31 protein-coding genes and 1 tRNA gene are annotated in these 22,732 nt (G+C 62.9%); 19 read left to right on the forward strand and 13 right to left on the reverse strand.

What is annotated here, in order from left to right:
* The first annotated feature begins 119 nt into the window (after positions 1 to 119).
* Positions 120 to 599 carry a PH domain-containing protein gene (locus M2331_RS07975; protein WP_181559786.1) on the forward strand — a complete coding sequence of 160 codons (480 nt, stop codon included), beginning with the start codon at positions 120 to 122 and terminating at the stop codon, positions 597 to 599.
* A 93-nt stretch (positions 600 to 692) separates the two neighbouring features.
* On the opposite strand, the gene M2331_RS07980 is transcribed toward M2331_RS07975, so the two are convergent.
* On the reverse strand, positions 693 to 1,226 hold the full coding sequence (locus M2331_RS07980) for a PEPxxWA-CTERM sorting domain-containing protein (protein WP_181559787.1): 534 nt from the start codon (positions 1,224 to 1,226) through the stop codon (positions 693 to 695).
* Between the two features lie 402 nt (positions 1,227 to 1,628).
* On the opposite strand from M2331_RS07980, the gene folD reads away from it, so the two are divergent.
* Positions 1,629 to 2,525 carry a bifunctional methylenetetrahydrofolate dehydrogenase/methenyltetrahydrofolate cyclohydrolase FolD gene (folD, locus tag M2331_RS07985; RefSeq protein WP_264578979.1) on the forward strand — a complete coding sequence of 299 codons (897 nt, stop codon included), beginning with the start codon at positions 1,629 to 1,631 and terminating at the stop codon, positions 2,523 to 2,525.
* Positions 2,526 to 2,579: 54 nt separating this feature from the next.
* Here the strand turns inward: folD and M2331_RS07990 are convergent, their stop codons facing one another.
* A complete protein-coding gene (locus M2331_RS07990; protein ID WP_181559789.1) occupies positions 2,580 to 3,593 on the reverse strand; it encodes a methyltransferase in 1,014 nt (337 codons plus the stop codon).
* A 109-nt stretch (positions 3,594 to 3,702) separates the two neighbouring features.
* Here M2331_RS07990 and murI point away from each other — a divergent pair, with 109 nt between their 5' ends.
* The 3 genes from murI to M2331_RS08005 all read left to right on the forward strand — a co-directional run bounded on the left by murI (position 3,703) and on the right by M2331_RS08005 (position 6,215).
* The gene (gene murI / locus M2331_RS07995) at positions 3,703 to 4,518 is read left to right on the forward strand and encodes a glutamate racemase (protein ID WP_181559790.1); all 816 of its coding nucleotides are present in this window, start codon (positions 3,703 to 3,705) and stop codon (positions 4,516 to 4,518) included.
* A gap of 125 nt (positions 4,519 to 4,643) precedes the next feature.
* On the forward strand, positions 4,644 to 5,864 hold the full coding sequence (gene hemA / locus M2331_RS08000; RefSeq protein ID WP_181559791.1) for a 5-aminolevulinate synthase: 1,221 nt from the start codon (positions 4,644 to 4,646) through the stop codon (positions 5,862 to 5,864).
* Positions 5,865 to 6,038: 174 nt separating this feature from the next.
* Positions 6,039 to 6,215 (forward strand): hypothetical protein, encoded by a 177-nt coding sequence (locus tag M2331_RS08005; RefSeq protein WP_181559792.1) that lies wholly within the window; start codon positions 6,039 to 6,041, stop codon positions 6,213 to 6,215.
* A 10-nt stretch (positions 6,216 to 6,225) separates the two neighbouring features.
* On the opposite strand, the gene M2331_RS08010 is transcribed toward M2331_RS08005, so the two are convergent.
* Positions 6,226 to 8,346, reverse strand: a complete 2,121-nt coding sequence (locus M2331_RS08010; protein WP_264592330.1) for a putative bifunctional diguanylate cyclase/phosphodiesterase — start codon at positions 8,344 to 8,346, stop codon at positions 6,226 to 6,228.
* 95 nt (positions 8,347 to 8,441) lie between these two features.
* On the opposite strand from M2331_RS08010, the gene moaA reads away from it, so the two are divergent.
* The 3 genes from moaA (at position 8,442) to M2331_RS08025 (ending at position 10,397) form a co-directional block, all read left to right on the forward strand.
* The gene (gene moaA, locus M2331_RS08015; protein ID WP_181559793.1) at positions 8,442 to 9,473 is read left to right on the forward strand and encodes a GTP 3',8-cyclase MoaA; all 1,032 of its coding nucleotides are present in this window, start codon (positions 8,442 to 8,444) and stop codon (positions 9,471 to 9,473) included.
* 9 nt (positions 9,474 to 9,482) lie between these two features.
* Positions 9,483 to 10,256: an NAD kinase gene (locus tag M2331_RS08020; RefSeq protein WP_181559794.1), complete on the forward strand. Its 774-nt coding sequence runs from the start codon at positions 9,483 to 9,485 to the stop codon at positions 10,254 to 10,256.
* A 66-nt stretch (positions 10,257 to 10,322) separates the two neighbouring features.
* A tRNA-Asn gene (locus tag M2331_RS08025) sits at positions 10,323 to 10,397 on the forward strand.
* 78 nt (positions 10,398 to 10,475) lie between these two features.
* Here the strand turns inward: M2331_RS08025 and M2331_RS08030 are convergent.
* From M2331_RS08030 to M2331_RS08070, 9 genes are all read right to left on the reverse strand, one after another.
* Positions 10,476 to 10,688 (reverse strand): helix-turn-helix transcriptional regulator, encoded by a 213-nt coding sequence (locus M2331_RS08030; RefSeq protein ID WP_181559795.1) that lies wholly within the window; start codon positions 10,686 to 10,688, stop codon positions 10,476 to 10,478.
* Positions 10,685 to 11,179, reverse strand: coding sequence for a hypothetical protein (locus M2331_RS08035; RefSeq protein WP_181559796.1), 495 nt, complete (start codon positions 11,177 to 11,179; stop codon positions 10,685 to 10,687). The genes M2331_RS08030 and M2331_RS08035 overlap by 4 nt, the downstream gene beginning before the upstream one ends.
* Positions 11,180 to 11,446: 267 nt before the next feature.
* On the reverse strand, positions 11,447 to 11,596 hold the full coding sequence (locus tag M2331_RS08040; RefSeq protein WP_181559797.1) for a hypothetical protein: 150 nt from the start codon (positions 11,594 to 11,596) through the stop codon (positions 11,447 to 11,449).
* Between the two features lie 154 nt (positions 11,597 to 11,750).
* Positions 11,751 to 12,008, reverse strand: coding sequence for a hypothetical protein (locus tag M2331_RS08045; protein ID WP_181559798.1), 258 nt, complete (start codon positions 12,006 to 12,008; stop codon positions 11,751 to 11,753).
* A complete protein-coding gene (locus tag M2331_RS08050) occupies positions 12,005 to 12,244 on the reverse strand; it encodes a DUF2312 domain-containing protein (RefSeq protein ID WP_181559799.1) in 240 nt (79 codons plus the stop codon). Before M2331_RS08050 ends, M2331_RS08045 begins: the two co-directional genes overlap by 4 nt.
* Before the next feature lie 2 nt (positions 12,245 to 12,246).
* The gene (locus M2331_RS08055; protein WP_181559800.1) at positions 12,247 to 12,480 is read right to left on the reverse strand and encodes a hypothetical protein; all 234 of its coding nucleotides are present in this window, start codon (positions 12,478 to 12,480) and stop codon (positions 12,247 to 12,249) included.
* Positions 12,477 to 12,905 carry an XRE family transcriptional regulator gene (locus tag M2331_RS08060; RefSeq protein WP_181559801.1) on the reverse strand — a complete coding sequence of 143 codons (429 nt, stop codon included), beginning with the start codon at positions 12,903 to 12,905 and terminating at the stop codon, positions 12,477 to 12,479. Before M2331_RS08060 ends, M2331_RS08055 begins: the two co-directional genes overlap by 4 nt.
* Before the next feature lie 88 nt (positions 12,906 to 12,993).
* Positions 12,994 to 13,503 (reverse strand): hypothetical protein, encoded by a 510-nt coding sequence (locus tag M2331_RS08065; RefSeq protein ID WP_181559802.1) that lies wholly within the window; start codon positions 13,501 to 13,503, stop codon positions 12,994 to 12,996.
* 298 nt (positions 13,504 to 13,801) lie between these two features.
* Positions 13,802 to 14,077: a DNA-binding protein gene (locus tag M2331_RS08070; protein WP_181559803.1), complete on the reverse strand. Its 276-nt coding sequence runs from the start codon at positions 14,075 to 14,077 to the stop codon at positions 13,802 to 13,804.
* Between M2331_RS08070 and M2331_RS08075 the strand changes: the two genes are divergently transcribed.
* The 9 genes from M2331_RS08075 to M2331_RS08115 all read left to right on the forward strand — a co-directional run bounded on the left by M2331_RS08075 (position 14,076) and on the right by M2331_RS08115 (position 20,680).
* The gene (locus M2331_RS08075) at positions 14,076 to 14,558 is read left to right on the forward strand and encodes a helix-turn-helix domain-containing protein (RefSeq protein WP_181559804.1); all 483 of its coding nucleotides are present in this window, start codon (positions 14,076 to 14,078) and stop codon (positions 14,556 to 14,558) included. The two genes, M2331_RS08070 and M2331_RS08075, sit on opposite strands and share 2 nt — an antisense overlap.
* A 38-nt stretch (positions 14,559 to 14,596) precedes the next feature.
* Positions 14,597 to 15,448: a hypothetical protein gene (locus M2331_RS08080; RefSeq protein ID WP_181559805.1), complete on the forward strand. Its 852-nt coding sequence runs from the start codon at positions 14,597 to 14,599 to the stop codon at positions 15,446 to 15,448.
* A gap of 285 nt (positions 15,449 to 15,733) precedes the next feature.
* The gene (locus M2331_RS08085) at positions 15,734 to 16,606 is read left to right on the forward strand and encodes a hypothetical protein (RefSeq protein ID WP_181559806.1); all 873 of its coding nucleotides are present in this window, start codon (positions 15,734 to 15,736) and stop codon (positions 16,604 to 16,606) included.
* Between the two features lie 2 nt (positions 16,607 to 16,608).
* A complete protein-coding gene (locus M2331_RS08090) occupies positions 16,609 to 16,917 on the forward strand; it encodes an STAS-like domain-containing protein (RefSeq protein ID WP_221266481.1) in 309 nt (102 codons plus the stop codon).
* Between the two features lies 1 nt (position 16,918).
* Complete coding sequence (locus M2331_RS08095; protein ID WP_181559807.1) at positions 16,919 to 17,464, forward strand: hypothetical protein; 546 nt, start codon at positions 16,919 to 16,921, stop codon at positions 17,462 to 17,464.
* 160 nt (positions 17,465 to 17,624) lie between these two features.
* Positions 17,625 to 18,332 carry a hypothetical protein gene (locus M2331_RS08100; protein ID WP_181559808.1) on the forward strand — a complete coding sequence of 236 codons (708 nt, stop codon included), beginning with the start codon at positions 17,625 to 17,627 and terminating at the stop codon, positions 18,330 to 18,332.
* Between the two features lie 298 nt (positions 18,333 to 18,630).
* Entirely contained in the window at positions 18,631 to 18,879 is a 249-nt protein-coding gene (locus M2331_RS08105; RefSeq protein WP_181559809.1) for a hypothetical protein, read from the forward strand.
* 104 nt (positions 18,880 to 18,983) lie between these two features.
* Complete coding sequence (locus M2331_RS08110; RefSeq protein ID WP_181559810.1) at positions 18,984 to 19,421, forward strand: LexA family protein; 438 nt, start codon at positions 18,984 to 18,986, stop codon at positions 19,419 to 19,421.
* Positions 19,418 to 20,680 (forward strand): Y-family DNA polymerase, encoded by a 1,263-nt coding sequence (locus M2331_RS08115; RefSeq protein WP_264592332.1) that lies wholly within the window; start codon positions 19,418 to 19,420, stop codon positions 20,678 to 20,680. The genes M2331_RS08110 and M2331_RS08115 overlap by 4 nt, the downstream gene beginning before the upstream one ends.
* 12 nt (positions 20,681 to 20,692) lie before the next feature.
* Here M2331_RS08115 and M2331_RS08120 read toward each other — a convergent pair whose 3' ends face one another.
* Positions 20,693 to 21,289 (reverse strand): hypothetical protein, encoded by a 597-nt coding sequence (locus M2331_RS08120; protein ID WP_181559811.1) that lies wholly within the window; start codon positions 21,287 to 21,289, stop codon positions 20,693 to 20,695.
* A 163-nt stretch (positions 21,290 to 21,452) separates the two neighbouring features.
* On the opposite strand from M2331_RS08120, the gene M2331_RS08125 reads away from it, so the two are divergent.
* Positions 21,453 to 21,836, forward strand: coding sequence for a LexA family protein (locus M2331_RS08125; RefSeq protein WP_181559812.1), 384 nt, complete (start codon positions 21,453 to 21,455; stop codon positions 21,834 to 21,836).
* Entirely contained in the window at positions 21,781 to 22,458 is a 678-nt protein-coding gene (locus M2331_RS08130; RefSeq protein ID WP_181559813.1) for a hypothetical protein, read from the forward strand. Before M2331_RS08125 ends, M2331_RS08130 begins: the two co-directional genes overlap by 56 nt.
* Positions 22,459 to 22,732 lie beyond the last annotated feature (274 nt).

Genomic DNA, 22,732 nt, shown 5'->3' on the forward strand with positions numbered 1-22,732 from the left:
ACTACAGCGTCCACTGCTCTGCGAGACGCAAGATGGGCTCGTCGCAAAAGCGATCACTCACCCCTCTTGACGTGCCCTCTGCCCCGGCCGACTAGAGCGCGGCGAGGATGGAGCAGAGCATGACCGGCAGAGCAGTTCAGATGGCGGGATGGCAGACCGAGCATGTCATCGGATTTCGCCCGACCATGTCCGCCTTCCTGCTCAAATCCTTCAAGGGCTGGCTGACCTTGGCCGGATCGGTCCTGCTGCTCGGGATTCCGTTTATTGCCGTGGGCGTGGTCGCGCTGCGCTATCGCATGACATGGTACGAGCTGAGCGGCGAGCGCCTGTTCATTCGGCAGGGCATCCTCGCCCGGACGGAAGAGGAGATCGAACTCTACCGCATCAAGGATGTGCGCGCGGATTTCTCGATCATCCAGCAATTGTTTGACGTCGGCAATCTGCAGATCATTTCCTCGGACCTGACCGGCGAAGGCGTCGATCGGCGCACCGTGCTGCGCATCAGCAACCTGGAAAATGCGCGCCATATCCGCACGGAGCTGCGCAACCGCGTAGAGCGCGCGCGCAGGATTAAGGGCGTGCGCGAAATCGACATGTAAGCGCACCGGGCGCGCTGCCGGACCGGCGAGAACGGCGCGCACAAAAAAGCCCGGCCGTTTCCAGCCGGGCTTCCTTGAAATCGAGCGTTCGACTCAGGCGAAGCTGACAGTCGTGCGACGACGACGCATCATCGTACCAGCAATCGCAAACCCGCCGATCAGCATCATCCACGTTGCCGGCTCAGGCACGGGCGCCGCAACCGGCGAAACGCTGCCGGACAGGGCGAAGCGCGTGCCGCCATTCCACTTCACGACGGTCTCGTTCGAGAGCGCCAGCGACGTGCCATCAGCCGTCAGCGGGCTTTCGAAGACCAGCGCGATCGCCGAGATCGGCGAAACGAAGGTAGCGCCCAGACCGAGGGTGGACGACCAGGCGACGCTCGTCGCATCCGCAAGCGTGTAGGTGTCACCCGGGAAATTGCCGAAGAAGCCGTAATTATTTGCCGTGGTGCTGATCGAGAAATCGAGCAGTGTCGACAGATCGTCGCTGGTGGTGAACGATCCCGTCAGCGCACCACCGCCGATGAAGTTCACGTCATCCAGCGTGAAGGTGATTGCTGCAGAGGCAGGCGCTGCCGCCAGCAGCATCGCACCGAGCGAAGCCGCCGCCAAAAGTGATTTACGCATGATAATCTCCCACATGTGTCGCTGCGACTCTGCAGCTGACAGCGAGCGACATAGCAGACCTTTAAAATTGATTAACAACGATATTAACCATTGCTGTTCTAAAATGGGCCACTCTTTATCGCTTCGATGGCCCAGCGCGGTAAGGCTCACGCCGGGCCGATCAGGCATTCCTGAGAAAGCCCTGGCCTCGTTTGACTTGAATTATCCCGCCACTTATGGACGGCGCCAAAGATCAACTGCTTGGCTGCATCTGCTGCGTCGCGGTCCTTAAAGAGCAGACGGCTCTATGAGGGCATTCCACCTGGGAGAGATCAAGCGCGACGCGCGCGACCGCCGGGCATGGGATCGGGACGAACAGCAAATGGGCCGACATCACAGGCCGCATCAGAAAGGCAGGACCGCGTGAACGCTCTCGCAACGGACAATCGGCCAGTTGGCGGCGCCAAGCTGATCGACGGCAAGACCGTCGCTCTCAAGATGCGCGACGAGCAGCGCGCGCGGGTCGAGGCACTTCAGGCGCGCGGCGTGACGCCCGGTCTGGCGGTTGTGCTGGTTGGTGAGGACCCCGCATCCGCCATCTATGTCAGCCGCAAGGTGAAGGCCTGCGAGGCGGTCGGCATCAAGTCGATCAGCCATCGTCACCCGGCCACCATCACCAATGAGGAATTGCTGGTGCTGATCGGCAAGTTGAATGCCGATCCCAATGTCCACGGCATTCTCGTCCAGCTGCCCCTGCCCAAGCATATCGACATGGAGAAGGTGCTGGAGACCATCGCGCCCGAGAAGGACGTCGATGGCTTCCACCTTTACAATGTCGGCGCGCTGGTGGTGGGGCGCCAGGTCTTCCCGCCCTGCACGCCTTATGGCGTGATGAACCTGCTCAAGCATGAGGGCATCCCCATCGAAGGGCGCAATGTCGTCGTGGTCGGCGCATCCAACATCGTCGGCAAGCCGATGGCGCTGATGCTCATGGCCAATGATGCGACGGTCGCAATCTGCCATGCCAAGACGCGGGATCTCGGACAGTGGACCATCCTCGCCGATATTCTCGTCGTCGCTGCGGGCGTGCCGAACCTGATCGTGCCGCAGATGGTGAAGACCGGTGTGGTGGTGATCGACGTCGGCATCAATCGCCTGCCCGATGGCCGCGTGGTCGGCGATGTGGATTTCGAGGGCGTTTCCAAAAAGGCCAGCCACATCACGCCCGTGCCGGGTGGCGTCGGCCCGATGACCATCGCCATGCTGCTGGAGAACACCATCCAGTCAGCCGAGCGCATCGCGGCCAATAAGGAAGGCTGATCAGCCTTTCAGCGCACTGGCGGATTGCCCGCTGGTGCGCTCCGCATTCATCAATTAGCCGACGCGCCGCGCTTCAATGGCCGCATAACGGTCGTCGATCGGGGTGATGCCGGTCATGTCGAGCCCGGTCGCGCTCAACAAGGCGCGATATTCAGCCTCCGTTCGCTCCTTGCCGCCAACGCTCAGCATGATCAGATCGCCCCGGATCACGTCTTCGTCGCCCGGCCCGACACGCTCGGGCACGATCCGCTCGATGATCAGGATGCGCCCGTCCCCAATCGCATCCCGGCATTTGGACAGGATTGTCCGACACCGCGCGTCGTTCCAATCGTGCAGAATGAATTTGAGAAGAATAAGGTCCGCGCCGGGCGGAATGGCATCGAAAAAGCTGCCGCCGAGATAGGCCATGCGATCTCGAACGGGCTGCCCGTCCTGCCAATTGAGCGCAGCGTCGCCGAGCGTGGCCAGATCAAAAATTTCGCCGCGCAGATGGGGATGGGTTTCGAGCAAGCCGACAAGCAGTGCGCCATAGCCGCCGCCGACGTCCCGCACCGTCTTCACGTCGGAAAAGTCATAAGCCCGCGCGAGAGCCCGCCCGACACGCAGGCTCCCTTCTGCCATGGCGCGGTTGAAGACATCCGCCCGCGCCGGATCAGCCTGCTGCTGGACGAAATGATCAGGGCCGGACGGCACGGAGGGCTCCCCGCTCATCACGCTGACACCCAGATTGGCGAAGCTGTTCCACATCCGCTCATTCCAATGTCCGCTCATGCCATAAAGCGAATCCGGCGCGTCCTTGCGCAGGCAGTCCCCGAGCGGCGTAAGCGAGAAGCGATCCGAGCCCTCATGCGTGACAAGGCCAAGCACTGCCAGTGCGCGCAGCAGGCGCATGACCCCGTCCTCATCGGCACCCAATGACTGAGCGATAGTCGCGCTATCGTGGCGTCCGGCCGCGAGCGCCTCAATGAGGCCCAGCCCAACCGCCTCGCCAATCACCTTGGTCTTCCAGGCCGCCGTAATCATATCGATTAGCCGATGCCGCTCTTCACGGTCGATTGTGCCGTCCATCCTCTTCCTCCCTTATCGGATGCCATGATGGCAGAGCCGCCATTAGCGCTCAACCGCCCCCATCATCGACGATTGACTTGTGCGGACACGCAGCGCCAAGAGAAGCGCCATGGCTGAACCGACCCGCCCGCCTGAAGCGGCTCCCGTCCTGTTCTTCGATTCCGGCGTGGGGGGGCTGTCCATCCTGCGCCCCGCAACGGCCCTGCTGCCGACGATGCCCATCGTCTATGCCGCCGACAATGCCGGGTTTCCCTACGGCATCAAGAGCGAGGCGGAGATCGCGGCACGCGTCCCGGCGCTGCTGGGCCGGCTGGTGGAGCGCTATCGCCCCCGCATGGCCGTGATCGCCTGCAACACCGCTTCGACCATCGCCCTCGCCTCGGTGCGCGCGGCGCTCGATATTCCCGTCGTGGGCACAGTGCCGGCGATCAAGCCGGCCGCTCTGGCCTCGAAAACTCGAGTCATCGGCGTGCTCGGTACCGATGCCACGGTGCGACAGCCCTATGTGGATCGGCTCGCCCGCGAGCATGGCGCGGACTGTACGGTCTTGCGGCATGGCAGCGCCGCTTTGGTCGCTTATGCCGAGGCGCGGCTGCGCGGTGCACCGGCCGACCCGGAAATTCCGGCTACTGCTCTCGCCGGCCTGCTCGAGCAGCCGGGCGGAGACCGGATGGACATGGTGGTCCTCGCCTGCACGCACTTTCCGTTGGTGGAAGCTGAACTGGCCGAGGCCGCGCCGCACCCCATCACCTTTCTCCACGGTGGCGACGGAATCGCGCGGCGGATCGCCTGGCTGAATGGTGAAGCGCCCTGGCCGGCCGAGCCGGCGCCGGGCAAAGCCGTCTTCACCGGCCCCTCACCGGACATCGACGCACTCAGCCCCGCGCTGCAGACTTACGGCATCACCAAAACCGAACTGCTTTGAGGCAAATCAAAGCGTAGCGGCGCCACATCATTAGACGCCAATATCGACTTGCAAGCCATTATCAGTGGAATTGCGAGCCATAGACCGCTAGAGGCGCGGTATCGAGACGGGACAAGCTGCCGACCATGAATTATCAGCATGTTTTCACGCAGGCGATCGAGCGTCTGCATGGCGAGGGCCGCTACCGGGTCTTCATCGACATTCTGCGGAACAAGGGCGCCTTCCCCAATGCGCGCTGCTTTGCCGGGCATAACGGCCCCAAGCCGATCACCGTCTGGTGCTCCAACGATTATCTCGCCATGGGCCAGCATCCCAAGGTGATCGCGGCTATGGAAGAGGCGCTGCACGATGTCGGCGCCGGCTCCGGCGGCACGCGCAATATCGGCGGCAATACCCATTACCATGTCGATCTAGAAGCCGAGCTTGCGGACCTGCATGGCAAGGAGAGCGCGCTGCTCTTCACGTCCGGCTATGTCTCCAACGAGGCGACGCTCGCCACGCTGGGCAAGCTGCTGCCCGGCTGCATCATCTTTTCCGACGCGCTCAACCACGCCTCGATGATTGCGGGTATCCGCAATTCGGGCTGCGAGAAGCGCGTGTTCCGTCACAATGACGTGGCGCATCTGCGCGAACTGCTGGCCGAGGCCGATCCGGATGCGCCCAAGCTGATCGCCTTCGAGAGCGTTTATTCGATGGACGGCGACGTGGCGCCCATCCACGACATCTGCGACCTTGCCGATGAGTTCAACGCCCTCACCTACTGCGATGAAGTGCATGCTGTTGGCATGTACGGTCGGCGCGGCGGCGGCATCACTGAGCGGGACGAGGCAGCGCACCGCATCACGATCCTCGAAGGCACGCTGGGCAAGGCCTTTGGCGTGATGGGCGGCTACATCGCGGCTGACAAGGTGATCATCGATGTGATCCGCAGCTATGCGCCGGGCTTCATCTTCACCACCTCCCTCTCGCCGGTGCTCGTTGCCGGCGTTCTGGCGGCCGTCCGGCATCTCAAGCAGAGCCAGGTCGAGCGGGACGCGCAACAGGCCGCAGCGGCGTTCCTCAAGGCCGAAATGGCCAATGCCAATCTGCCGGTCATGCCGTCGGTCACCCATATCGTGCCGCTGATGGTTGGCGATCCGGTGAAGGCCAAGCGGATCAGTGACATTTTGCTCGCCGAATATGGCGTGTATGTGCAGCCCATCAACTTTCCCACCGTGCCGCGCGGTACGGAGCGGCTGCGGTTCACGCCCGGCCCGTCCCACAGCGAAGAGATGATGCGTGAGCTTGTGTCCGCGCTGGTCGAGATTTGGGATCGGCTGGACCTGGAGTTCCGCAAGGCGGCCTGATCGGCGGCACGGGAAATCGGGCGAGCGGTTCCGATTTCCCACCCATTTTTTGCCAGCTGTGTTACACTTCTCGCGTTGAGGCGGGGAGTTTCGCTGTTTATCATCGAGTCGGCTGTGCATTGCAGCAGACGGTGCGCGGAATTCCGCTTTGCCCCTCGATAGGAGGGACATCCGATGAGAAAATTAACCGACGAATGCACGGACATGGCGAGAGCCATGCTGGATGCCGAGCTGTACGCAATCGCGCGGCGCGCGGCTGCGCGCGAGTCGAATACGCCGCTGCAACAAGCGGTGAACACCGAAATTGCCCGTCGTAATCTGCCCTTCCGGGGTGAACTGCGTTACGGTTGAGCTGGCCGCGCTAGGTGGCGGGGCGCTGGCTCGTGCGCACGAGATCGGCGAGCTTGTCGCTGGCGATGGCCGGTGAACGCAGAAAACCCTGATAACAGGTGCAGCCCGCCCGCGCGAGAAGCGCAAGTTGCTGCTCGGTTTCCACACCCTCGGCAATCACGCCCAGCCCCAGCGAACGCCCCATATCGATGATCGCCCGGACGATCACGCGATCACGCGCAGTGCCCTCGATATCGCGCGCGATGCTCCGGTCGATCTTGAGATAATCGAGCGGCAGCGCCTTGAGATAGGCAAGGCTTGAATAGCCGGTTCCAAAGTCGTCAACGGCAACCTTGAGCCCCGCCTCACGCAATTGCGTGAGCAGCAGCGAGGCGCCGGCGAGATGCTCGACCAGGCCGCTTTCGGTCAGTTCGACGGTCAGACGCTCGCGCGCGAAGCCCGATGCATCGACGGTCTGGAGGAAGTTCTGCAGGAAATCCGGCTCGGAAATGTCGGCCGCCGTCACGTTGATCGCTAACCGCAGATCGCGCAGTTCCTCCGGCCATGCCGCCGCCTCCGCCAATGCCCGCGCATGAATATGGTCGGAGAGCGGCAGCATGAAATCGGATCGCTCGGCAATGGCGAACAGTGCGCCGGCGCCGATCTCGCCATAATGTGGGTGCTGCCAGCGCGCGAGCGCCTCGACCCCGACAATGCTATCGTCCTCCATCGCATATTGCGGCTGGAACAAGAGCTGGATCTGTCCGGAATCGAGGGCGTGACGCAGATCGTTCTGCAAGCGATCGTCATCCACGATGCGGCTGGCTTCGTCCGCCACCCGGATGCGGATGCCGCCCTGCGCACTGCCGCGTCGGGCGTCCGCGAGCGCATTGCTTGCGCGGCGCAGGATCGTCTCGGCCGCATCGCCCGATTGACCGGGCGCAAGGCCGCAGCGCGCCGTCAGGCGAATGAGATAGTCGCCTGCGTTGAAGGGCCGACTGATTTCCGCGACGATTTGCTGCGCCAGCAGCGTTGCCCGCTCGACGGAGGGCAGCGCGGTTTCAGGCCCACCCAGCACGGCGATGACAAACTCTGTGCCGGTGATCCGCGCCACCAGCGAGTCGCGCGGCGCCATGGCATCGACGAGCCGCTGGAGGCGGATCGCGACGCGAGAGAGCATCGCATCGCCGACCAAGCGCCCATAAGCGCTGTTGACCCGGTCGAAATCGCCAAGCCCGATCAGCAGAACCGCCGGCAGCCGCCCTTGCGCCAAATGATGGCCGAGCCAGCGGATCGCGCCTTGGCGGCTGGCAAGGCCCGTCATCGGGTCCCGATCCCGCCGGTTGGCGCGATGATGCACATCGAGTTCCTCGACCTCACCGCTAAAGCCCTGCGCGTCCGGATAGAGATGCTGGACCAGCCGTCGATCCGGCTGGGACGGGACGGCATGGGCAAAGGCGGAGGGCATCAGGTCGTCAACGGCGCGGCGGATCGCGGCCACGGCCCCTGCCCGGTCCGCCCGATCGAGCGCGCGGACCAGATCGGCAATGCCAAGCCGGGCATGATCGGCATCCGGCACCATGATCCGCAGCAGATCGCCCAGCGCCGGGCTGATCGCGAGCGTCCGCTCCGCCCCATTCCAGCGCCAGAACAGGCCATCGCTGCGTGCGACGGCATGGCGGTTGCCCGCCGCGGCAAGACTGCCGATCAATCGCTCGGCCAGCTTGTCGGCGGTGCGCAGCGCGATGGTGAAGCGGGCCTCGTCGATCTCGCCATCCAGCAGATGGGTGGCGCCGGCGGCGATCAGCCCGGAGACGTGCGGCGCCCCGACATCTTCAACGAGCAGCAGCAAGGCGCCGCCGGAGGCCTCGACGGCGGCAGCAAGGGCTTTCACCATTTCGAGGGCATCATCCGGCGCCACGCCGCGCAGATCGATGACCGCGATGCGCGCCAGGCTCCCGAGATAGCGGCTCTCGGCCCTGTCCAGCCGCCGCGCCGCGATCGGCTTCCACCCGGCCCGCGCAGCGCAGGCGGAAAGCGCATCACGGTGTGCGGCCGAGAGAATGAACAGCGGCAACCCGCCCATATCCCCGGACAGGCCGGAGGACTGGTCGCCCTCTTCATGGGACCGGGCTGCGGCAGGCTCTCTCACAATGGTCGCGATCCGTTCAGGCTTGTGGATTAGCGGACGGGATCAAGCGCAACCGACGCGCGATGGTTGCGCCTTCCCCCCGCATCGCCTAGCTAATGCGTATGGCGAACGCAATCGACAGCCTCCCCGACGCTGCTCCGGCCATGCGCGACAGTCACGGTCGCCGCATCGACTATCTGCGGATTTCGGTGACGGATCGCTGCGATCTGCGCTGCCGCTACTGCATGAGCGAGACAATGCAATTCCTCCCCCGGCGGGAAATCCTCACGCTGGAGGAAATTGCGGTCATCGCCGAGCGCTTCATTGCCCGGGGCGTCCGCCGGATTCGCCTGTCCGGCGGCGAGCCGCTGGTGCGCCGTGATTTCGGCGATCTCGCCCGTGCCCTTGGCCCCCATGTGAAGGCCGGTCGGCTGGACGAACTGACGCTGACGACCAACGGCACGCAACTCGCGACCTATGCCGACATGCTGTTCGATGCCGGCATCCGGCGCATCAACGTCAGCCTCGATGCGCTCGACCCGGAGATTTTCGCGCATGTGACGCGCGGTGGCGATATCGCCAAGGTACTCGGCGGTCTTGAGGCCGCGCGGCAGGCGGGCCTCAAGGTCAAGCTCAACACCGTGGCGCTGCGGGATACCAACGAAGGCCAGATACTGCCGCTGCTCGATTATTGCGCGGAGCAGGGCTTCGATCTCACCCTGATCGAGACGATGCCGCTTGGCGAAGTGGCGGAGGATCGCTCGGATCGCTTCCTGCCGCTGATCGAGGCAATCGCTCCGATTCGCGAGCGGCACGCTCTCATCCCGCTGGATGACCGCACCGGCGGGCCGGCGCGCTATTTTGCCCTCTCCGGCCTCAAGACCCGGCTCGGCCTCATCACCCCGCTCTCCCAGAATTTCTGCGCCGATTGCAACCGGATGCGCCTCACCTGCCAGGGACGCATCTACATGTGCCTGGGGCATGAGGATCATATCGATCTCAAGGCCGCATTCCGTGAACAGGGTGTCGCGGGAATCGATGCCCTGCTCGACCGGGCGCTGGCTGCCAAGCCTCTGGCACATGACTTCAGCGTCGCGGCTGGCGCGCAGCCTGCGACGCGCCGCCACATGAGCGTGACGGGCGGATAACGCCACCTCATGGCCGATCGCAAACTTGCCCTGCTCGCCTCGCCCACGGACGCTGCGCAGGAAGCCGCGCGGCGGCTGCAGGCGGTCATTCCGTTCGTCAGCCTCAACGAGGCCGATATCATCATCGCGCTGGGCGGCGACGGCTTCATGCTGCAGACGCTCCATACGCTGCTGGAGAGCCATCGCCGGGTGCCCGTGTTCGGCATGAACCTCGGCACCGTCGGCTTCCTGATGAACGAATGGCGGCAGGACGGGCTGGACCAGCGCCTCGACAAGGCCAAGGCCTTCAAGGTTAACCCCTTGCGGATGCACGCCGTGACAGTGAGCGGCGAAACCTTCGCGATGCCCGCGATCAACGAAATCTCCCTGCTGCGCGAGACACGCCAGACCGCCTGGCTCGAAGTTTCTGTCAACGGGCGAGTCGTGATTCAGGAACTGGTCTGTGACGGCGCGCTGGTGGCCACGCCAGCCGGCTCCACGGCCTATAATCTATCGGCACACGGGCCCATTCTCCCGCTCGACTGCGGCCTCGTCGCGCTCACGCCGATCAGCCCCTTCCGCCCGCGCCGCTGGCGCGGCGCGATTCTTCCGGAGCGCAGCAAGATTCGCCTGCGCGTGGTCGACCCCGTCAAGCGTCCGGTCTCCGCCGTGGCCGACCAGCGCGAGGTGCGCGATGTCTCGCAGGTCGAGATCGCCGTGGATTTCGCCATGCCGCTCACGCTTTTGTTCGATCCCGAGCACACGCTGGACGATCGAATCGCGGCTGAACAATTTATCTCATGAGTGCTCTTGCGTTTCTTTCAAACCCGCTGCTATAGGCGCGGCCTCGCCGGACGAAAGCCCGGCTGCTCCCCGATAGCTCAGCGGTAGAGCATTCGACTGTTAATCGAATGGCCGTAGGTTCGAATCCTACTCGGGGAGCCACTACACCGCAAAGTTTCGGTGAAATTCAACATATTACCCCCATCATCGCAATTTGAGGCCCCCTGCGAGGCCCCCGTTTCAGTTTGAAGCGCCGTCTTTCGATTCACGCGACACGATCCAGGCCTCGACCTCCGAACGGCGCCAACCGACGCGATTCCCCCCGAGATCCCTGCGTTGCGGAAAAGTGCCCGCGTCCATGCGGCGATAAATCGTCGCTCGAGCGAGGCCGGTGGCCTCACTGACGCGCGGGAGGCGCCAGAGCGCCTCGCCGCTGTGGCTGTAAGTCGTCATGATGCTCCTCCCTCTTTTGCCGGCGGTGGAAGCAAGGCCGGCATGTCTCCCGTTTCGTAAGCCTGCGCGATTCGCGGCCGCACCAACTCGCCAACGAGCTGGCCGTCGGGCATCACGATGTTCGCCAGGAACTCGCTCTCAAATGTGCTGATGCCGACCTCGACCGCTTCGAGCTTGGCCTTGATGACGAGCAGCAACGCCCGCCATCGGGAGCGGCACGCCTGCTCCCATTGCTTGTGCGCCGCATCGGCCGTGCGAAGGCGCTCGTAGCCATGGCCATCCCGATAGGTCGTGAAGGCCTTCTCGGCCGCGTCAGGCAGCTGCAGGTGAAAACGCACCTGCCGATCCGCCATCGTGAACCCGATGAACGCCCGCGTGGCGTCGTAGCCGCTCATATACTGAGCGGCCCCGTAACGCCCGACCAACTCCTCGATCTCCACGCGCGTCTTCGCGATCGGCACCTCGGTGCGCGCTGCATATCTAGCGGACATGGCGCGGCACCTCCTCGGCGAATGGCGCCTGATGTGCGCAGCCGACATCGCCGCGCACCGCGCAGCGCGGGCAAGGTTCGCGGCTCCATGCCGCGCGCCGGGGCGGCGCGGGTCGGCATGCAGCCCGACGCGCGCCCGCCATATGGAGGGCAACCATCATCTTCTCCTCAAATCGTCGAGCAGCACCGCATCAGCGGCAGCAGCAGGCGGGCAGCGACGGCCGCAGTCGCGGTCGCCGCTGCGCGATCTCCGATCACGGGCGTGTCCTCACGGGTAAGTCCGGAAGCTGACGCAGGACTCGCAATCGTCGTTCTCGCCGATCTCCTCGCCGCATTCATCGCAGACGGGCGGCGGAATGCGGCTGAGCCAGGCGATGCCGGCGGCGGTGACCGCCACGGCAATGACGAACCAGATCATGCCCGGCTGTCCTCTCTCGAAAGACCTGGCCTGGACGCATGACGCCCTCGCCTCGGCCTGGTGGTCGCAGGCAGCAGCAGTTGCTGCCCCTGCCCTGGAAAAGCACGATCGAGCGCAAGGCACTCTGCGCAGCGGCAGAAGGCGGCGCGCGGCATTATGGCTGGATCTCGAGCTGGCTTATGTGAACGAGCTTACCCAGCCCGCCGATCTTTCCGTATAGAACTTCGTCGTCGAGGGGCGTGCGCTCACGAAGCGCATAGTCAATGCACGCTGGATTGCCGTCGCAGAACTTCCACGATTTGCCCGCAACGCGGTCCCACCAGTCCTCAACATGGAAGGTGAATCCGCTCAAGGCGCCAGAGCTGATGCGGAGATGATGGCCAGCGTAGGGCGAAGGCTCGGCGTGCATCATTCCATCCCCAGCGCCGCGAGATAGGTCTGGAGGATCGCCTCCATCTCCTGACGATCATGCTTGGGTAGCTTCCGCAGGCTGACGATCTGCCGCATGATCTTGACGTCATAACCGGTCGCCTTGGCCTCGCCGTAGACGTCCTTGATGTCGTCTCCGATGCCCTTCTTTTCTTCCTCGAGGCGCTCGATGCGCTCGATGAGCAGGCGCAGCTGGTCGGCGGCAATGTTGTCGCTCATGTTCAAACTCCGAAGATCGATAGGATGCCCGGCCCGCCAATCGCGAGATCGAGGAGCCAGGCTGCGCCGAGGCCCAGGCCCAGGCCGATGAGGGTGAGGCGCGCCCAGTGGTTGAGGGCGCGGATGGCCTCGGCCGTGCGGTGCGGATCGCGATGCTCGCAGTGGCAGGCGATGGGGTGGACGCGCGCGGGGCGCGGGCGCGGCGCTTGCGCGCTCAGCGGCACTGCGCGCTTCATGCTGCGGCCGACCCGGCGGTGGTCGCCAGCGCGCCATGATGCGCGGTGGCGAAGCGCAGCTCTTCCGCACAGCGGGTGCAGAGATCGTCCTCCGCCCACCCGCATGTCATGTCGCCGTCGCGGCAGGCATCGTGCTGGGTGCAGGCGCAGACCCGGCAAATGGCCGGCGGCGCCTTCTGCGGGTTGTCGATGCATACGCAGAGCTGGATCAGCACTTCGCCGTCGAAGGGATAGAGCTGCTGCAGCGCGACGGCCGTGCCGATGGTCAGCGGAGAAACATCCTGCTCGATGTTGCGCAGCCAGGCCACGCGATCGCGCAGGTTCATCGGATAGGGCGTCGTCTCGATACGGAGCGCGACGTCCTCGACTTCGAGGCCGGCAGCAGCGCGGCGGCGGGCAAGATAGGTGCCGGGGCTCATGGTCATTTGCAGGCTCCAGACAGCAGAAAGCCGCTCCCGGAAGCGATGCTACGGGACGGACGGTGGACAGGATGCAGTGGACGGTGAGCGGCGCTTAGGGCGGTGCGCGCGACTGAACGGCGCCGATGGCATCAGGCGCCTGCTTGGCCCTCTCGACGTGCTCGAGCAGCGGGAGAATGTTCTTCAGTTCATCAAGAGCCTCGATCACTTCCCGCTGCGCGGCACGCCGATCGGCTTCAGTCGCACCGGGGAGAGACAGGCGCACCAACGCGGCCTTCGCCTCCCCTGTCTCCTTCACCACGTTGATGACGCGGCGGAGGATCTCGAATTGGTCGGTGTAGGCCTCCGCGACAGCGGCGCCGAGCATCAGACCATAAACGTCGTAGATCGGGCGGCCCTCGCCGCCGTGCTTCTGGTACAGCAGATCGAGCTTGATGGCAGCAGGCACATTGACCTCGCCATCCTGATCCTCATCGCCCCATTTGCGGACGGTGCGCTCCTCATAACCCACGGCCTCGCCCATGGCCTTCCAGCCACCGGGAACCTGACCAGCGATGCGGGCCAGGGCAGCATCGATGCTGAGCGGGCGACGGATCTTCGTCATGCCGGTGCCTGCAGTGCGCAAGCCGGCGCCAGTCCCTTTGTTGTGGGAGCCGGAGCGCAAGGGCGCCCCTTGCCGGACTGGCGCCGGTCGCGCGACGGACAGCCGGGAGAGCGACCGCGCGCATGGAATGTCATTTGAATGCCGCCAGTCGCGCCGAAACGCGACATGGCAAAAGCCGCGACAGTCTGCCCGATACGGGCACGCGCGAATGGCGTAGCTTTGCCTCCGGAGGTCGGGACGGAAACGCCCCGACCTCGTTCGGCCATCGCGGCTTCGCTGGGGGGGATGCCGCGAAAGATCATCCCCGGACGCCTTCAATCCGCTCAGGCGCAGCACGCAGTGGCTCGCCGGGCGGAGGAACGTCCTCTTTTACTCCGAGGGCCACCGCGATGCGATGGGATTCACCACGAATACAGCGGCGCTTACCGGCAAGAACATTGTGGACCATGTTTGGGCTGAAGCCGTGCTGATTGGCCCATTCGGTGATGGATACGCCCGACGCGTCGAACTGCTGGCGCACCGCGCTGATGCGCTGCGCAAAATTTTCGGGACGCGAGACTCCGGGCACCGTCATGTGGCATGTCACCTTTGCGAGAATCTGTGAGGATAATTCACAATTGGCTGTGAAATGTCAAGCCGAATTCGGAAATGGCTATGAAATTGGCGAGCGACTGCGCGCCACGAGGAAAGAGCTCGCGCTTAATCAGACCGAAATGGCGAAAGTCGGGGGCGTTACGCTCAATACCCAAAGCCGTTATGAATCAGGCGGTTTGCCCACCCTAGATTATTTGCAGCGTATCGCAGGCGTTGGCGCCGACTGGTTTTGGATCATCACAGGCCAGCGAATAGAAGCCGATCCACTCGATTCGCAGACCGCCCAGCTCGTCCAGCTCTTCAAGCCGCTACCGGACTTCGTCAAGTCGATCGCCCTCGCCCAGGTGCGCGTGTTGGCCGATCAAATACCTCCGGAAAATCTAGACACGCCGCCTCCGCCTGATAGCGAGCAGCAGCAGGCGACCATGCACGATCAGCGGCAGGATTATCGACACCAGTAATCATATTGGATCACGAATTGGGGGGCGTGCCGGGGGGCATGAAGAACAGATTAGTCGTTCCAATCGCTGCGGCGGCAGTGATCTCAATCGTGTGCTTGGCGTTAGGTGTTGGCGCCTATCTGGGGGCAGTGAGCGCGGCAAGACTGACCGAATTCACGCTGCTCAGGGATGCAGGCGTAGCATTGCCTGCCAGCGATGCCATGCGCGCTGCGAGAGACCTCGCAGCGCAAGAGGACATGGCACGTTGGGCATTATTGATGCTTGCAACATCGATGATCGGCGTAGCGGTGACCGTAGCGGGAACGGGCGCGGTGGTTATCCAGATCGGTTTAACTCGAAAAGCCCTCGACGCTGCCGAAAGCGCAAATGTAACTAGCAAGGAAATCGGCGAAGCGCAGGTGCGCGCTTATCTAGCCCTTTCAGATTGCACGGTGGTCCTCGAACACGGCAAAGTCAAAGTGCGCTTCAAAATGACGAATGCTGGGCAATCCCCTGCGAATGGCATCGTAAATGAGGTGACTATTTCCATCCACCACCGCAACGGCGATTGGAGCTGGCAAACTTCAAAACGCACTTCGCCAGTCGATATCAGCGCAAACCGAACTGAAGGAATGATCTGTCGTTCTACCGCACAAATTCCTGCTGATCACGCCGCACACTTTCTACAGCCGAGCGCTGCAATAATTAGGGTACAATGTAGAACATACTACAGCGATGTCTTCGGTCATCCGCAGGAGAGCGATTGGTTTTTCGCTACAAAGAAGGAATTAGTGGGGGAAAAAAATACCGTCAAATTGGGACGAATTGTTCCGCCTTCGAAGCCGTGGTTCCCTGTCAACGCGCTGGAAATAAGCGCCGTCCAAGCATCCGAAGGGGATGCGACAGTCTAAGGGTTGTCGCGACCGAAGGGCGGATAACTGCTTTCCCAGCAGCTCAAAACGTAAAACAGGCGAAGATCATTGAATAGCAAGGGATTACCTTTTGGAGTTTTGCGGAAGCGCTTTCGCCGGAAGGTGAGACAAAGAGAAAAAGCGCATCACAGCAGGCGAGGGCAACGCACTTGGTTCGCGGCAAGACCGCGTACGAGCAGCGATTTTTTTCGCTTAACAGCGCCGGTCAAGCTATCTCTCGCAGATGGCCCTCATCGACGGGCGACCCTCGCCTTCTGCAAGCGAATGCGCCAAAAGTATCTGTCGGATCAACGCAATGTGGTCTTGGACTTTTCGCGCACTCGGTACCTCGATGCGACGGGTACGCTAGCCGTCATTGCAGAGATTGATCGTACCCAACGAATGGGCCGATCCGATCTGAGATTCCGAACCAAGTTGCCCGAAGAGAGCGATAAGGAAACGCGGATTGTAAGACAGACCCTCGATCAGATCGAGCTTCTCGCTCGAACGGGCCACCCGCCCATTTACACAGATGAAGAACGGCAGGAATTCGACTCAACCGTCATTAATTGGCGCTACGCAACCGGCACCCGTGTCGACGATCGTCCCAGCGACGTCCTTTACGAGCATGAGGGTCGCCTTGCCCCGGCCCTCCTCAAAGATATGCAAATCGGCCTGACTGAGGCATTGCTGAATTCATTGCATCATGCCTATCAGGGTAGCCGGGATGATGGCTGCCGGGAGTTTCGAGAACGCCGCTGGTGGATGTTCACGCAAGAAGAAGCTGGGATGCTACATGTGATTGCATGCGACCTCGGAATCGGTATCCGGCGAAGCTTGCCAAGAACCTGGGATCGCGGCCTGCTGAAACGAATTACACAGTTCTTCGATCATGAATGCCCTGACGTACGAGCAATTCAAGCAGCTCTTATTTTAGGAGAATCTTCTACGGGAGAGCAACATCGCGGGAACGGGTTGCCCCAAATTTGGAACGCCGTCCGATCCTCGAATGTTGGTGTGGTTGGAATCCATACGGGGAATGGCCATTTAAGTTATAATGCGGACGTTGGCACGCCGGTGACTGGCTACTTTGATAGCGAGTTTTTGGGAACCATCGTGGCCTGGACGGTCCCAATCGAATCGAATCTGCACGAGTGACCATGGAAAAAGCGATGATCAGCATAGCTCAGGATTTTTCGCGCTCTCCGGCGGGGCGCTTCATCAGCGATGGCCCGAACTCAGGCGAGCGGTTTCGTGAGAAATTCCTGGTGCCACATCTAGAAAAGTCACGACAGATAACTGTGGAACTCGATGGCACCCGTGGCATGGGGTCCTCATTCCTCGAGGAGGCGTTCGGCGGCTTAATTCGGCGCGGATATTCACCCGAATTTTTGAAGGATCATATCATCTTGGAATCGCGCGATCGCTCGCTCCAGACCGAGATCCAAGGATATTGGTTCAAGCGGTAGCATGGCAACGCCGCCATCAGGCGTGGTTGACTTGCCGGCATTAGGCTTTGTGGTCACGTCAATCGTTACAGTCGTCGGCTGGTTCACCGTCGCGAAGATGACCGACGCCCGCGATTTCCGTAAGGAAGTTCGAGAGCTAGTCAGCGACTGCCGCGGAAATATCCTTGATGTGATTCAATCCGCGAGGGATTACTGGTTGGGCAATGTCGCTGACGACCGCGCATCTCATGCCGTGTCCTTGAAGGCCAATCTCTTAGCTTTGAGCCGCCAGTTGGAATTGCTCGAGCATGTGGGGCTGGCTGTCGACACCGGTTTACTCGTAGCGGTCCGCCAAGCCGCCACTAGCGGAGACTTTGAGAAAAAGGGTCGGCGCAAGTCCGCTGCAGATACGGTTAGGATTGGAGAGCTTGCATATTGCGCTCAAGATTTAATGAGCGCGATCAACCTAGCATTTTACTATAAATACCCCCCACCTAGCAAAAGTTCGAGATGGCTGCGTTGGATACCCTTCGGAGGGATATTTTTGATGCCCTCAGACAGCCGTTAGCGCCTCCAGACCGGCTTTGCTCCAAGACGCCCGCCAATGTTGCGTGAGGTTCCGCGCCGCAATACCCCGATAGAGGCGCCGATGATCGCGCGGTCATTTTCACCCTTGCCACCTCAGCGGACTCGGTGAACATTGCGTAAACCTTGTGGGGGGGGTTATCGTGAAAAATAAGAATCGTCTTCGCGAGCAGGTCGTCATTGCGGCGCTGCTCATTTTGACAGCATGTGCAGAGCAAAAGGCGCCGGACAATAACGCCGCAGGTAGCGCCGCGGGCAGCAGCCAGGACGTTGCGGCCGCGGCGCCGGCGACGACGCCTGATGGCCGGTCCTATGCCTCTGCACAGACCATGTTCGAAAAATTCAAGAACGGCGTCCTGTATTGCTATGCCCCTGGGGTCGGCGACAGTTGCGAGAGCGTGCAATATGCGGAGACCGTGGTCGGCCCTACGCAAGTGAACACGATGGCGATCTATAAGTGGAACGACGTCGAGAAGCAGGTCATGCGGCACCAGCAAAAGCTGAAGGGCGATGCGATCTGTGTGACAACCGACGAGTGGTCAGTCGAGCGGGCAAACTATTACACCTCATTCGACAATGTGGCAAAAATTCAGTCGACCGACATCAGCGCCGAGCCTGACGGTCTCGAGCGGTGGCGCAAGGATTTGCGGGAGCGTTGGAGCGGCATCATGGGCCATGAATTCTGTTATCGCTATGCGCTGCGACGCGATGAAAAAGGCGAAACGCACGGTGGCGAGTTTGAGGAGTTCAAATTCTCCGGCGGCGTTCTGCAGCCCACTGAAGAACCGGTTTATCTCAACACCTATGAACACAAAGACTTGGGAAATCTGACGCTGCGGCCACAGAATTAAGCGCGCGGGCCGGCGGCCCAGAGACGTCGGAGGGAGAATCATGACGACAGCTGTGTCTTGCAAGCTTTGTTACGGGAATGGATACCGGTCGTCTGGATCGATTTGCGAGGGCTGCGGTGGAGCGGGGTCTGTACACGTCCTCGAGCCCGCCACACCCTGCAAGCTGTGCTATGGCAATGGGTACAGATCGTCGGGATCCGTTTGCGAAGCCTGTGGCGGCTGCGGCTATGCGGGCCGCATTGGCGGATCAATCGCTGCGCCAGCAGCAACTGCGGTACCGGGGCAAATTCTCGCTACCGTGGATAATTCCGAGATTCTGACGGAGCTGCGGGCGATCAGAAGCGCCACCGCCAACTCTGCGCAGCAGATCGCGGAGATGAGCTCAATCGCCTATTTTGTCGGCGTGTTCATATCGATGGGCATGAACTTCGCCATCGGAAACGGCTTGGGCGCGCTGCTGATCTGCTGGCTATCGTGGTTGAATGTCGGATTTGTCGCCGTCGGCCTAGCCACTGGAACTTACGTGAATCCGACCGCTGGCAGTTAGGCTGCCGGTCCGCATCGAGCAGAAAGCGACGAGTTGCACGTTTGGGATGTTCCCAATCTGTTCTCTTTGGCGTTATGTGAGCTGACGAGCCAGGGAATCTGATCATGCTGCTGCCAATCGCGCAGCCGGTCCCGCTCGCCGACATGGCGCCGGGCATCCGGTTCAAGCCGATCGGCGTGGCGGGAGCCGGCTTTCCAAGCCCCGCCCAGGACTGGGAGGAGGATGCCATCAATCTGGCGGAGTTGCTTCGGCTCAACCGGGCCGGGAGCTTCGTCTTCCGCATTGATGGCTCCAGCATGATCGACGCCGGCATTTCCGACCGCGATGTCGTCGTGGTGGATCGCGACGTGACGCCGCGCAACGGCCATATCGTCATCGCGATCGTCGCCGGTGGCTTTGTGTGCCGCCAGCTCGTCTATCGCGGCGGCGTGCCCTATCTGGAAGCGCGCAACAGCCGGCAGAGCTATGCCAATCACGTCGCCGACGAATCGACGGAGATATGGGGCGTGGTGCGCGCCGGCGTGCGCGATTATCAGCGGTGAGCTGGGCGATCGTCGACGTGGAGAACATGTATGTCTCCAGCGAGCGGGTGTTCGACCCGCGCCTGCGGCGGGTGCCGGTGATCGTCCTCTCCAACAATGACGGCTGCGCGATCGCGCGCAGCGCCGAGGCCAAGGCGCTGCACATCAAGATGGGCGATCCGGTGTTCAAGATCCGCGACGTGATCAAGCGGCACGGTATCGAGCTGCGATCCTCCAATTACGAGCTCTATGCGGACATGAACCGCCGGTTCAACGCGGTGATCGGCGAGCATAGCGACCTGGTGGAGATCTACTCGATCGATGAGAGCTTCTATCAGCTGCCGACGCTGGCCGACGGCCGCGGCGATGTGGCGGCGGCGCACGCGCTGCGCGCCGCGATCCTGCGCACGGTGGGCCTGCCAACGCGGATCGGCCTGGGGCCGACACGCACGCTCTCCAAGGTGGCCAACGCACTCGCCAAGGCCACGGAGAAGATATGGGGCGGCGTCTTGGATCTGCACGATACCGAGCTGCGCGCGCGGCTGTTTGCGCAATGGCCGGTGACGGAGGTGTGGGGCATCGCGCGGGCGCTGGCGGCGCGGCTGCAGCCGCTGGGCGTGCGCACCGTGGCCGATCTGGTCGCCCTGCCCCCGGCGGTGTCGCGCTCGGTTGGCACGGTCGTGCTCGAGCGCCTGGTGCTGGAGCTGAACGGCATCGCCTGCGACGACTTCAAGCCCGAGCCGGAGGCGCGCAAGGCGACCGCCGTGACGCGCCAGTTCGGCGCGCCGGTCACTGATCTGAGCGAGCTGCGCGAAGCCATGGTGCGGCGCGCGGTACGCGCGGCAGAGAAGCTGCGGGAGCAAAGCCTGATGGCGACGCGGCTGATCGCCTTTGCGCATGGATCGCGGTTCCGCGCCAATGCGCCCTCGGCGAGCCGGCAGACGCGCCTGTCGCCCCCGAGCAACGATCCGCGCATCATCGCCGCCCTCGCCGGCAAGATGATGGAGGCGATGCATCAGCCGGGTGCGGTCTATACCAAGTGCGGGGTGTTGCTCGAGGAGCTGGTGCCGGAAGGGACAGGCCAAGGCGATCTGTTCGTCCAGGCCGATCCGCGCGCGCGGGGCCTGCTGGCGGCGATGGACGGGCTCAACGACCGGTTCGGCCGGGGCACGATCCAGCTGGCCGCGCAGGGTTTTGGCGGGCGGAGCTTCGACACCAAGCGGGGGCAGAAGAGCCCATCATGGACGACGGATATTCGGCAGATCCCGGTGGCGCGGTAGAGCGCATGTCGGTCATTCGGTCTGGTTGGCAGCGTCTGCCGCTTGTTGAAGTTTCCTGCGTCGGCGGAACGCGAGGAGCGTGAGCGGGCCGCCGACTGCAAATCCTAACATGAAGCTCTCGATAAATGTCTTGCCGGGGGTCCTTGATTTACTGAACTCCGACATGCGCTTCAGATAGCCGAGTTGCTCTTGCTCGCTCAGGATCACGCCATTTTTGTCGGCGGCGCTGATGATCAACCAGTGCTTTTTATAGTCTACCAAGGTCAGTTTGACCCGTAGCGGAAAACGCTCTCGTGGAAGGCAATCGGTGTCTCTCGTGCGCGGTCGCGCGGCCTCGCAGCTTACTCGCCGAGTACCATTGGGCATAGTGAGCTGCATCCAGCGGCTCGGAATTCCGATGTCGTCTACCACCCCTTCCCGCACGAAGCGCGGCGCCGACCGGGCAACATCGTACATGTCCGCCCGGTCATTGCCAGGGTCGAGATAACCAATCGAGGCGAAGAGCAAAGGACCCCATAGCCACCATGTTGCGAGCCAGCGCTTGTTCCAAGCAGAGAACTTACCCACTCCGCTGCGGAAGCCGGACCAATCCAGAGATTTCAGTTTCATCTGCCCCGATCTGCGCGACGCGCCGAACACCCCGGCTCGGGAATACAATCTCGGCCGCCCAGCGCAAGCCGACGTCACGCCGAACATCGCGCGCAACCTCTTAACTTCCTCGCATTTTTTGCCTGTTCCCTTTATGTCTACAGGCGGAGGGTGAGGTTCCACTATGCACGATGTTCCCCGGCTCTCGCCCATGATGGCGAGCCGCAAGCTGCAGGCGCTCGCATTCATCGAGCAGTTCTTTGCCGCGCGCGGCATCGGCCCCAGCCTGTCCGAGCTGGCCGCTGCGCTGAACTCGAACCGATCGCGGGCTCAGGGGCATGTGCGCCAGCTCGCGCGTGAAGGGCGCATCCGGTACTTCCCGGGCGTGCCGCGCGGCATCCGCCCGATCTCGGCCGAAGAGGAAGCGCTGCGCCGCCTGCAGGCGGCCGGTTATGTCGTGACAAATGCGGGCCTGCTCCCGCCTGCTGTGCTGGACCATGATCCGAGCCGGCATGGCAAAACGCAAAAACAGGAATCGAGCGGCACTGCGCCTCACGCCCGGCACTGAGCAAAAGACGCGCAGCAAGCTGGAAAAAACGCTCGACGCGCGCGCGGCGGCAATCAAGGTAGCATGGGCCGCGCGGCATCCCGAACGCGCCGCCGAGGAGCGCCGGCTGCGCAAAGCCAATCTCGCGGCGCGGGCGCGCTGGGCGCACAAGCGCAACGGCACGCCAGAAACCCACGAACATGCGAGCCGCGTGCGCCAGGGCGCGCTTGCGCGGCTGTACATGAGCGGCGCCATCGATGCCGAGCTGCTCGCGGCCGGCACCGAGATCGCAGCCGCCTCAACGCTCATCATGCGCGATGTGGCGGTGCGAACAGCCAGCCTCGAAACCCGGATCGACAACAGCCCGCATGGGGAGGTGTTCCACGAGGCGCTCGGCCGCGTCTGGATGGAGGCTGCCTATAGCCAGTGGCGCGCCGATCCGCGCGTGCATGGCCCGCTGATGCTGAGCGTGGTGCATGAGGACCTCGGCATCGCGGCTGCAGCTGCGCGGCACCACATGGCGGCTCGGCGTGCCCGGGCGCTGGTCGTAGCGGGCCTGCAGATCTGGATCGACATGTTCCGACAGACCCGGCGCGAGATCGACGAGGAAGCGCTTGCGCGTGCGCAGGCGGCGATCCTGTGACCGAGCGACGCGGGCACCTCGGCCCGGATCTCGACCTGGGCGAGCCGCAATGGGCGGTGTGCTTCGGCGATGGGGAGGCGCACTGGTATGTTGTTCACAGGGACAACGCCCACCGCGTCGTCACGACGTGCGGCCGGGCAATCATCAAGCCCCTGCTCTATCACCCGGGCAGCTTCCCGCTGTGTCGGCATTGCGCCTCGCGCCATCGGGCGCCCAGTCGGCGGTTTCTGAGCAATGGCGTGATCGACTGGTTGAGTAGGCCGGCGGCGCCATC

It is taken from the genome of Sphingobium sp. B10D7B, assembly GCF_025961955.1.
Lineage (GTDB): Bacteria > Pseudomonadota > Alphaproteobacteria > Sphingomonadales > Sphingomonadaceae > Sphingobium.

Bases quoted from the DNA above. Each gene is read 5' to 3' on its own strand.
- M2331_RS08110 (WP_181559810.1), top strand. From the start codon at position 18,984: ATGCTGCTGCCAATCGCGCAGCCGGTCCCGCTCGCCGACATGGCGCCG.
- M2331_RS08060 (WP_181559801.1), bottom strand. From the start codon at position 12,905: ATGACCATGAGCCCCGGCACCTATCTTGCCCGCCGCCGCGCTGCTGCC.
- M2331_RS08045 (WP_181559798.1), bottom strand. From the start codon at position 12,008: ATGATGCACGCCGAGCCTTCGCCCTACGCTGGCCATCATCTCCGCATC.
- moaA (WP_181559793.1), top strand. From the start codon at position 8,442: ATGCGTATGGCGAACGCAATCGACAGCCTCCCCGACGCTGCTCCGGCC.
- M2331_RS08005 (WP_181559792.1), top strand. From the start codon at position 6,039: ATGAGAAAATTAACCGACGAATGCACGGACATGGCGAGAGCCATGCTG.
- M2331_RS08125 (WP_181559812.1), top strand. From the start codon at position 21,453: ATGCACGATGTTCCCCGGCTCTCGCCCATGATGGCGAGCCGCAAGCTG.
- murI (WP_181559790.1), top strand. From the start codon at position 3,703: ATGGCTGAACCGACCCGCCCGCCTGAAGCGGCTCCCGTCCTGTTCTTC.
- M2331_RS08065 (WP_181559802.1), bottom strand. From the start codon at position 13,503: ATGACGAAGATCCGTCGCCCGCTCAGCATCGATGCTGCCCTGGCCCGC.
- M2331_RS08085 (WP_181559806.1), top strand. From the start codon at position 15,734: ATGCGCCAAAAGTATCTGTCGGATCAACGCAATGTGGTCTTGGACTTT.
- M2331_RS08095 (WP_181559807.1), top strand. From the start codon at position 16,919: ATGGCAACGCCGCCATCAGGCGTGGTTGACTTGCCGGCATTAGGCTTT.
- M2331_RS08090 (WP_221266481.1), top strand. From the start codon at position 16,609: ATGGAAAAAGCGATGATCAGCATAGCTCAGGATTTTTCGCGCTCTCCG.
- M2331_RS08035 (WP_181559796.1), bottom strand. From the start codon at position 11,179: ATGTCCGCTAGATATGCAGCGCGCACCGAGGTGCCGATCGCGAAGACG.
- M2331_RS08020 (WP_181559794.1), top strand. From the start codon at position 9,483: ATGGCCGATCGCAAACTTGCCCTGCTCGCCTCGCCCACGGACGCTGCG.
- M2331_RS08120 (WP_181559811.1), bottom strand. From the start codon at position 21,289: ATGAAACTGAAATCTCTGGATTGGTCCGGCTTCCGCAGCGGAGTGGGT.
- M2331_RS08080 (WP_181559805.1), top strand. From the start codon at position 14,597: ATGAAGAACAGATTAGTCGTTCCAATCGCTGCGGCGGCAGTGATCTCA.
- M2331_RS07990 (WP_181559789.1), bottom strand. From the start codon at position 3,593: ATGGACGGCACAATCGACCGTGAAGAGCGGCATCGGCTAATCGATATG.
- M2331_RS08075 (WP_181559804.1), top strand. From the start codon at position 14,076: ATGTGGCATGTCACCTTTGCGAGAATCTGTGAGGATAATTCACAATTG.
- M2331_RS08070 (WP_181559803.1), bottom strand. From the start codon at position 14,077: ATGACGGTGCCCGGAGTCTCGCGTCCCGAAAATTTTGCGCAGCGCATC.
- M2331_RS08030 (WP_181559795.1), bottom strand. From the start codon at position 10,688: ATGACGACTTACAGCCACAGCGGCGAGGCGCTCTGGCGCCTCCCGCGC.
- M2331_RS07980 (WP_181559787.1), bottom strand. From the start codon at position 1,226: ATGCGTAAATCACTTTTGGCGGCGGCTTCGCTCGGTGCGATGCTGCTG.
- M2331_RS08050 (WP_181559799.1), bottom strand. From the start codon at position 12,244: ATGAGCGACAACATTGCCGCCGACCAGCTGCGCCTGCTCATCGAGCGC.
- M2331_RS07975 (WP_181559786.1), top strand. From the start codon at position 120: ATGACCGGCAGAGCAGTTCAGATGGCGGGATGGCAGACCGAGCATGTC.
- M2331_RS08040 (WP_181559797.1), bottom strand. From the start codon at position 11,596: ATGATCTGGTTCGTCATTGCCGTGGCGGTCACCGCCGCCGGCATCGCC.
- M2331_RS08130 (WP_181559813.1), top strand. From the start codon at position 21,781: ATGGCAAAACGCAAAAACAGGAATCGAGCGGCACTGCGCCTCACGCCC.
- hemA (WP_181559791.1), top strand. From the start codon at position 4,644: ATGAATTATCAGCATGTTTTCACGCAGGCGATCGAGCGTCTGCATGGC.
- M2331_RS08055 (WP_181559800.1), bottom strand. From the start codon at position 12,480: ATGAAGCGCGCAGTGCCGCTGAGCGCGCAAGCGCCGCGCCCGCGCCCC.